6 protein-coding genes are annotated in these 7,759 nt (G+C 71.8%); 2 read left to right on the top strand and 4 right to left on the bottom strand.

All coding sequences use genetic code 11. The features are described 5' to 3' along the window. Positions 1-130 precede the first annotated feature (130 nt). Both snpA (ACFVX9_RS05135) and snpA (ACFVX9_RS05130) read right to left on the bottom strand, forming a co-directional pair. Positions 131-754, bottom strand: a complete 624-nt coding sequence (gene snpA, locus ACFVX9_RS05135; protein WP_387980418.1) for a snapalysin — start codon at positions 752-754, stop codon at positions 131-133. A 340-nt stretch (positions 755-1,094) separates the two neighbouring features. Next, positions 1,095-1,736, bottom strand: a complete 642-nt coding sequence (snpA, locus tag ACFVX9_RS05130; RefSeq protein ID WP_063349275.1) for a snapalysin — start codon at positions 1,734-1,736, stop codon at positions 1,095-1,097. Between the two features lie 230 nt (positions 1,737-1,966). On the opposite strand from snpA (ACFVX9_RS05130), the gene ACFVX9_RS05125 reads away from it, so the two are divergent. Continuing rightward, positions 1,967-2,971 (top strand): LysR family transcriptional regulator, encoded by a 1,005-nt coding sequence (locus ACFVX9_RS05125; RefSeq protein WP_063349274.1) that lies wholly within the window; start codon positions 1,967-1,969, stop codon positions 2,969-2,971. A 98-nt stretch (positions 2,972-3,069) separates the two neighbouring features. Here the strand turns inward: ACFVX9_RS05125 and ACFVX9_RS05120 are convergent, their stop codons facing one another. After that, positions 3,070-4,260, bottom strand: coding sequence for a low temperature requirement protein A (locus ACFVX9_RS05120; protein WP_387980416.1), 1,191 nt, complete (start codon positions 4,258-4,260; stop codon positions 3,070-3,072). Between the two features lie 453 nt (positions 4,261-4,713). After that, entirely contained in the window at positions 4,714-6,417 is a 1,704-nt protein-coding gene (locus ACFVX9_RS05115) for an ABC transporter family substrate-binding protein (RefSeq protein WP_387980414.1), read from the bottom strand. Between the two features lie 345 nt (positions 6,418-6,762). Here ACFVX9_RS05115 and ACFVX9_RS05110 point away from each other — a divergent pair, with 345 nt between their 5' ends. After that, complete coding sequence (locus ACFVX9_RS05110; protein ID WP_063349271.1) at positions 6,763-7,743, top strand: ABC transporter permease; 981 nt, start codon at positions 6,763-6,765, stop codon at positions 7,741-7,743. Positions 7,744-7,759 lie beyond the last annotated feature (16 nt).

Genomic DNA, 7,759 nt, shown 5'->3' with positions numbered 1-7,759 from the left:
TCCTAAAATTGGGGGGGGTTATGCCCATCCGGCAACCCACCCAGGGGGGGGTAATGTCCTCGGGAGAAGGCCCCTCCGCCCCGCCGGGGGGGTGGGGGGGCGGGACCGGCCCGGGGCGCCTGGCGGACGATCAGCCGCGCACCCAGAGGGAGTTGACGCGGCTGCGCTCGGTGCCGTTCGGGTACGGGTTGGTGCAGGAGGTGCCGGGGCCGCCGCCGGACATCAGCTCGCTGCACGGGCCGGAGTAGTGGTCCGGCAGGCCGAGCACGTGCCCGGTCTCGTGCGCGGTCACCCGGACCGAGTTGTACTGCCGGTTCTGCTGGTAGTCGAGGAAGACGTAGCCGCGCCCGTGGCCGTCGGTGCTGGCGTAGGAACCGCGGCTGTCGTTGCCCTCGTAGTACGAGAAGTCGCCGCCCGAGCCGGACCGCAGCTGGACGTTGCTGACCGAGCTGTTCCAGATCTGCGCGGCGTTGGCGATCTGGGTGCGGAAGCTCGGTGCCGAGCTGGCGTCGTAGGTGACGACGACGGTCGCCAGGTTCGGGTTGGCGGCCTGCTTGGCCTTGGCGGAAGCCATCACGGCCTGGAAGAACGCCTGGTTGTTCGCGGCCTCGGCGGCCGAACCGGCGTACGTGGAGGCGGTGTAGCCCTGGACGGCCGGGCCGGGGGTGGCGGCGGACGCGGCAGTGGTGGGCAGCACGGCGAGACCGGCCGCGAGGGCCAGGCCGAGCGCGGCGGACAGCACGGATCGCTTCATGTGGGGGCTCCGATTCCGGTGGTGCCGTGGCCGGTTGGGGGCCGGCCCTGGGGGACACCTGGTCAGCGGGTGATGTCCCCAGAGCTTCGGGCAGCCCGGCGGGCGGGCGGATGATGTCAACCCGCGATAGCTTCGATCAATACCCCTTGCGGTAAAGCGATTTGAGATGTCTTTAACCGGCCTTGACTCGCGCGTGCCCCTGGCATTCCGCTCCACCGGCGGTTAGGCTCCCGATCGGGGAAGCAACCGAGCGGCGGGCCACCCGATTCCGGCCGGGCGGCCCGCCGCACCCGAAGGGCGTCGGCAACTTCCCTGTTTCAGCGGCGAGTTCGCGACTCCCCTAGTTCACGGAATCGACGCCGTTCGACCAGAGGCTGTCGACCTGGCCGCGCTCGTTGCTGTCGGGGTAGGGGTTGGTGCAGGACGGGCCGGGGCCGCCGCCGGACATCAGCTCGCTGCACGGGCCGGAGTAGTTGTCGGGCAGGCCGAGCACGTGCCCGGTCTCGTGCGCGGTGACGCGCAGCGAGCTGTACTGCTGGTTCTGCTGGTAGTCGAGGAAGACGTAGCCGTGTCCGTGGCCGTCGGTGCTGGCGTAGGAGCCGCGGCTGTCGTTGCCCTCGTAGTACGAGAAGTCGCCGGTGCCGCTGCTCGCCTGGAGCTGGACGTTGCTGACCGAGCTGTTCCAGATCTGCGCGGCCTGGGATATCTGGCTGGTGAAGGAGGGCGCGCTGGCGGTGTCGTAGGTGACGGTGACGGTCTGCAGCCACGGGTTGGCGGCCTGCTTGGCCTTGGCGGAGGCCATCACGGCGTGGAAGAACGCCTGGTTGTTCGCGGCCTCGGCGGCCGAACCGGCGTACGTGGAGGCGGTGTAGCCCTGGACGGCCGGGCCGGGGGTGGCGGCGGACGCGGCGGTGGTGGGCAGCACGGCGAGACCGGCCGCGAGGGCCAGGCCGAGCGCGGCGGACAGCACGGATCGCTTCATGTGGGGGCTCCGGATTCGCGGTACGCCGAACCGCCGGGGCCGGTGGGGGCCGGACATGGCTGCGGCGACGGTGGGGGCGCCCCGGTGGGGCCGGGGCGGATTCGCTGCCCCTGAGCTTCGACCCGCCCGGGCCTGTGGCGGATGATGTCAACCGGCGATAGCACGGCCGCATACCGGCGGGGCCCACCACGTGCCCTCCTGCCGCGCTTTGTTCTGTCATGTCCTTGGCGATGTGGCCGGGTGGCGTCTATGCTCCGGGCGTGGAGCTCGACGTGAGACACCTCCGGGTGGTGTGCGCGATCGCCGACACCGGCAGCCTCCGCAAGGCCGCGCTCCAGCTCGGCATGACCCAGCCCTCCCTCACCACCCAGCTGCACCGCATCGAACGGGCCATCGGCGGCACCCTGTTCACCCGCGAGCAGACCGGCAGCCGGCCCACCGCGCTCGGCCACTCGGTGCTGTCCCGGGCCCGGCCGGTGATCACCGAGATGGCCGCGCTGGTGGCCGCCGCCCGCCAGGAGGCCCGCGACGCGGCCGGCCCCGGGCGGCAGCGCCGGCTGCGGATCGGCAGCGTCGGCAGCCGGGCGGTCGCCGCCTGGCTGCGCCGGGTGCACGAACGGCTGCCGGACACCGACACCACCATCCACGTCGACGTCTCGGCCAGCGCCCTGCTGCGGATGGTCGCCGCCGACCAGCTGGACGTGGCCTTCGTCTACGAGAGCGAGGGCTTCCCGCTACGGGTGCCGCCGGACGCCGAGCACCGGGTGCTGATGGCCCGTGAGCCGCAGTTCGTCGCGCTCGCCGCCGGACACCCGGCCGCCGCCCGCCCGGTCGTCCACCTGACCGACCTCGCCGAGGACACCTGGATGGTCGACCCGACCGCCGACCACGAGTACGCGGCGATGCGCCGGGTGTTCAGCGAGGCCGGGCTCAACCCCCGGGTGGTCCAGGTGCGGGACAACGCCACCGCCGCCGAACTCGTCGCCTCCGGCGAGGCCGTCCGCCCCTGCCAGCCGACCTCCGCCCCCGGGCCCGGCACGGTGGTGCGCCCCGTGCACGGGGACCCGCTGGCCGTCCGGCTGCTGCTCACCTGGCGCCCGCGCGCGCTCAGCCAGCCCGCGCTAGACGCGCTGTACGGCGAACTGCGCGCCGCCTACCTGGACCTGGCCAAGGTCAACCCGGCCTACCTGGCCTGGCTGGCCCGGCACGAGCCGATCCTGCTGGACTGCGCCTGAGCATCACCTGGCCGCCCGGCCGGCGGACGCCGGCCGGGCCCAACGACGGCCGGGCTCCCCAGAACCACCGGGCACCCCAGACCCGCCCAGCGCCCCCGTCAGCCCTCCCGGCTGTGCAGCAGCACGCCCACCGCCACGGTCAGCGCGCAGACCAGGCCCGCCGCCAGCACGCCGGAGCCGCCGAGCGCGGTGCAGGCCAGCACCAGCACCGCCCCGGTCGGGGCCAGCGCCTGCGCCGCGCCGGTCTTGGTGTGCCGGGAGTGCAGCAGCCAGACCGTGAGCAGGTAGAGCGCGGTGGGCACGGTGACCGTCGCGGTGGCGGCCGTCGCGGAGATCTCCGCCTGGTGCACGGCCGACTCCACCGCCACCTCCAGTCCGGCGCCGATCGCGGCGGCCGACCCGAACACCAGGTAGTGGCCGTACCCCCAGACGAAGGCCTGCCGGCTGGAGTGCAGGTGCTCGTGGACCGGCCGGGCGAAGTAGATCCACCAGGCCGAGAAGCAGATCAGCAGGCCGCCGACCGCCACCGGCAGCAGCCGGCCCAGTTCCTCGTGCTCGTCCACCGCCGACTGCACCGCGACGGTCGCGGCCGCCACCGTCTCACCGAGCACGATCAGGGTGAACAGCCCGTACCGCTCGGCGATGTGGTGCGGGTGCCAGGAGGTCTGCTTCCGCAGTTCGGCGACCACCGGAACGGCCAGCTCGCACAGCACCCCGAGCGGGATGACCACCGGCCGGGCGGCGTCCGGCAGCAGCAGCACCACCACCCAGCCCACCTGGCAGAGCGCGATCCCGACCGCGTACCGCACGGCGACCCGGCGCGCCTCGCCCTGCTCGGCGGCCGCCGCGCGCAGCCACTGGGTGACCATCGCCAGGCGCATCACCACGTACCCGGTGATCGCCAGTGTCAGGTCCTGGGTGGCGAACAGCCGTGGCACCCCGGCCGCGAGGACCAGCACCCCGGCGATCTGCACCAGCGTGGTGACCCGGTACGGCACGTCGTCGCAGTCGTACGCGGAGGCGAACCAGGTGAAGTTCATCCAGGCCCACCAGATCGCAAAAAAAGCAATCGAGTAGCCGCGCAGGCCGTCGCCGTAGTGGCCGGCCGCCAGGGAGTGGGCGAGTTCGCGCCCGGCCTGGCCGACGGCGACCACGAAGCAGAGGTCGAAGAAGAGTTCCAGCGGGGTGGCGACCCGGTGCGGCTCGTCCCGGTCGCGCGGGACCATCCGGCGCACCGGGGGCGGGTCGACGGGGCGCGGGTGGGGGGCGGCGGCGGATTCGCTGGCCATCGGTGCTGCTCCGGGTTCGGGAGGGGCTGGCTGTCCCGCGCATCCTGGCAGCGGCCCGGGCCCCGCGCACGCACCGGCGCGACGGGCGCAGCGGTTCGCGATCCCGGGGTCGATTGCGCCGTTCGTCCCCTTTTTTCCTTGCCGTCAGCCGTAGTTGACGCCCCGGTGCGCGAACCGGGTGACAGCGCGGCGGGTTTCCGGGCGCGCCCCGCGCGCTGCGCCGCGGCCGGCCGGACGGCCCCGCTAGATTCGTCCCCGGTTGGAAGCGAGCGCGGGCCTTGCGGGGCCCCACGACACGGGCGGCCTGCGGGCAACGCGGAAGGTCAAGGCCGGTGGCAGGAGAACGGGGGCGGCAGAGCCGACCTTCCCGTGTCCGTACCACCGGCCTCGTGATCACCGCGCTGCTCGCCAGCGCCTGCCGCCCGGTCGCTCTCGCCGCGTCCGCGGCGGGGGCTACTTCTCCCAGCCGACCTTGGCGTAGTCCTCCCCGGCCAGGCCGAAGGCACCGTAGTTGGCGAGGCCCTTGCGCGTCGCCACCACGGTCGGCCGCTGGTAGAGCTCGACGGTGTGGCCGAGCTCCCAGATCTTCGCGTCGGCCTGGTTGTAGAGCTTCGCGGCCTCCACCGGGTCGACCGTCCCGGCCGCCTTCTTGAGCAGGTCGTCGACCTCCTGGCTGCCGATCCGCGAGGGGTTGTTGAAGGTGTTGTCCCCCACCGGCAGACGGAAGTTGCCCAGGCTCTTGGAGAGCGGGAACGAGTCGGTGTTGCGCCAGCTCGCGATCTCGAACTTGCCCGGGTTCACGTACTTGGTGAAGAAGTCGTTGGCGGGCACCTTGTCCAGGCTCACCTTGACCCCGGCCTGCAGCCACATCGCGGCGGCGGCGGTGGCCAGGTCGATCTGGGCCTGCGGGGTGGACTCGTTGACCGTCCAGTGCAGTTGCAGCGACTGGCCGTCCTTGGTGCGCGGCTGGCCGGCGCCCGCCTCCTTCCAACCGGCGTCGTCCAGCAGCTTCTTGGCGGCGGGGACGTCGAACTTCGTCCACTCGCCCGAGTTGTCCTGGTAGCCGGTCTGGTTGGGCATGAAGATGTGGTTGCCGAGCGGCTTGAACTCCACCGGCACGCCGTTGTTGGCGATCTTGATCAGCGCGGACCGGTCGAGCGCCTTGCCGAGCGCCTGGCGGACCTTCTGGTCCGCCAGCGCGCCGCCGGAGCCGAAGGAGATGTGCACCTCGTCCCACGGGCTGGCGGCCCGGATCGCGGTGTCCTTGGCGTCCTTGAGCTGCCCGTACGCGGCGGCGGTGCCGGCCGTGGCGAGGTCGATCTCGTTGTTGAGGTACGACTGGGTGGTCGCGGACTGGGTCATCACCCGGAAGGTGATCTTGTCCGCCTTGGCCTTGGTGCCCCACCAGGCCGGGTCCGGGACGAGGGTGAGGGTCTGCGCGGTCTTGTCCGCCACACCGATCTTCAGCGCGCCCGCGGTGATCGGGATCTTCTCCACCCAGCCCTTGTTGAAGTCGTCCGGGGTGGCGATGCCGGCCGCCGGGATCAGCGGGCGGAACAGGTTCTGCCAGTCCGCGTACGGCTCGGAGAAGGTGACCTTCACCTCGCTCGGGTCGGCCCCCTGCTCGACGGCGGAGATCTGCTCGTAGCCGGACGGGTCGGCGATGTTGTACGCCGGGTCCTTGCCGTTGCTGGCCTGCCAGTCGGCCTTGAAGTCCAGGTAGCTGAGCGGCTTGCCGTCCGACCACTTGGCCTTGGGGTTGAGCTTGTAGGTGATCACCTCGGGCGAGGTCGAGGTGACCTTGGCGTCCAGCAGGTAGTCGGTGTCGGGCTGGAAGGTGCCGGAGGCGTCCGTGTTGAAGAGCGACGGCTCCAGGGCGCGCATGATCGAGACCGCGTCGCCGTAGGTGCCGTCCACCTGGAACGGGTTCCACTGGGTGATCCACTGGTACAGCGGGAACCGCACCTCGCCGCCGTCCTTGACCTGGTCCAGCGGCTTGGCGTTGATGTCCTGGGAGTCCTGCCGGGGCGGCTCGCTCTTCGCCACCTTGTCGGCCGAGCCGCCCCCGCCCGAGGTGCACGCGGTGACCGCCAGCGCGACGGCGACGGCGAGGGCCGTCGCCCGGCCGAGGCGGCGGGCCGTGGTGGAAGCGTCCATGGAGTCCCCCTGGTGAGGTCTTCGAAACGGGCGGTAACGGGCAGTTGTGCCGCGCGAGGTGTGGCGGGGCTTGAGCGTGGGCAGCCAAGTCGGCACCGGGCCAGCAGAACGTAACAGCCGATCAGTTCCGTCACCAGGGGGAGGACCGCACACCTGATCCAGAAGTCATCCGCGGCAATACCGCCGCAACACCCCGGCCTCGCACCGGTGTCAGACTCTGACCTGCGCTTTCCCAGTACCGCCCCGTCCCCCTGCCGTCCGAAGGCCTGAACGGGCCCCGACCGAAGGCCACCACCCGATGCCCACCAGACGCGTCGGCCCCTCCCCCACCCCGGGCGGCCGTTGATGTTCCGTTACCTGGCGAAGCGCCTGAGCTACTACGCGGTGCTGCTGATCGCCGCCGTCTTCCTGGCGTACGCGATCTCCGCGACCGCCCTCCAGCCGCGCACCTACTTCGACGCCAAGGTCCCCCGCCCGGCCGCCGAGTCGGTCGAGCGCCAGCTCACCGCGCTCAACCTGAACGACCGCACCCCGGTCGTCGAACGCTTCGGCCACTGGGCCGACGGGCTGCTCCACGGCGACCTCGGCCGGACCATCCACGACACCCCGGTCACCGACGACTTCGGCCGCCGGGTCTGGGTCTCGCTGCGGCTGCTGCTGCTCGGCAGCCTGCTCGGCATCGTCCTCGGCATCGCCGCCGGGGCCTGGAGCGCCGTCCGCCAGTACCGGATCTCCGACCGGCTGCTCACCGTGCTCTCCTTCGTCCTGCTCTCCACCCCGGTCTTCCTGGTCGCGCTGTTCCTCAAGAACGGCGCCATCGCCGCCAAGGACGCGGCCGGCCACGACGTCATCCCGTTCACCGGCTACGAGACCCCCGGACTGACCGGCGGCCTCGGCGCCCACCTCGCCGACTGGGCGCTGCACCTGCTGCTGCCCACCATCTCGCTCGCACTCGGCGGCCTCGCCACCTACAGCCGCTACCAGCGCGGCACCATGCTCGACGTGCTCGGCTCCGACTACCTGCGCACCGCCGAGGCCAAGGGGCTCACCCGCCGCCGGGCGCTGGTCAAGCACGGGCTGCGGACCGCGGTGATCCCGATGTCGACCATGTTCGCCTACAGCTTCCTGGGCATCTTCACCGGCGCGATCTTCACCGAGACGATCTTCGGCTGGCACGGCATGGGCGAGTGGCTGATCCAGTCGATCAACGAACAGGACGTCAACTCGGTCGTCGCCGTCAACCTGTTCACCGCCGTCGTCGTCCTCGCCTCCGGCTTCCTCGCCGACACCCTGCACGCCGCCCTCGACCCGCGCGTGCGGTCCTGACCGGAGGTGAACTGAC

The organism is Kitasatospora sp. NPDC058243, from assembly GCF_042882025.1.
GTDB lineage: Bacteria > Actinomycetota > Actinomycetes > Streptomycetales > Streptomycetaceae > Kitasatospora.
This window is presented reverse-complemented; position numbering and strand designations above follow the sequence as displayed.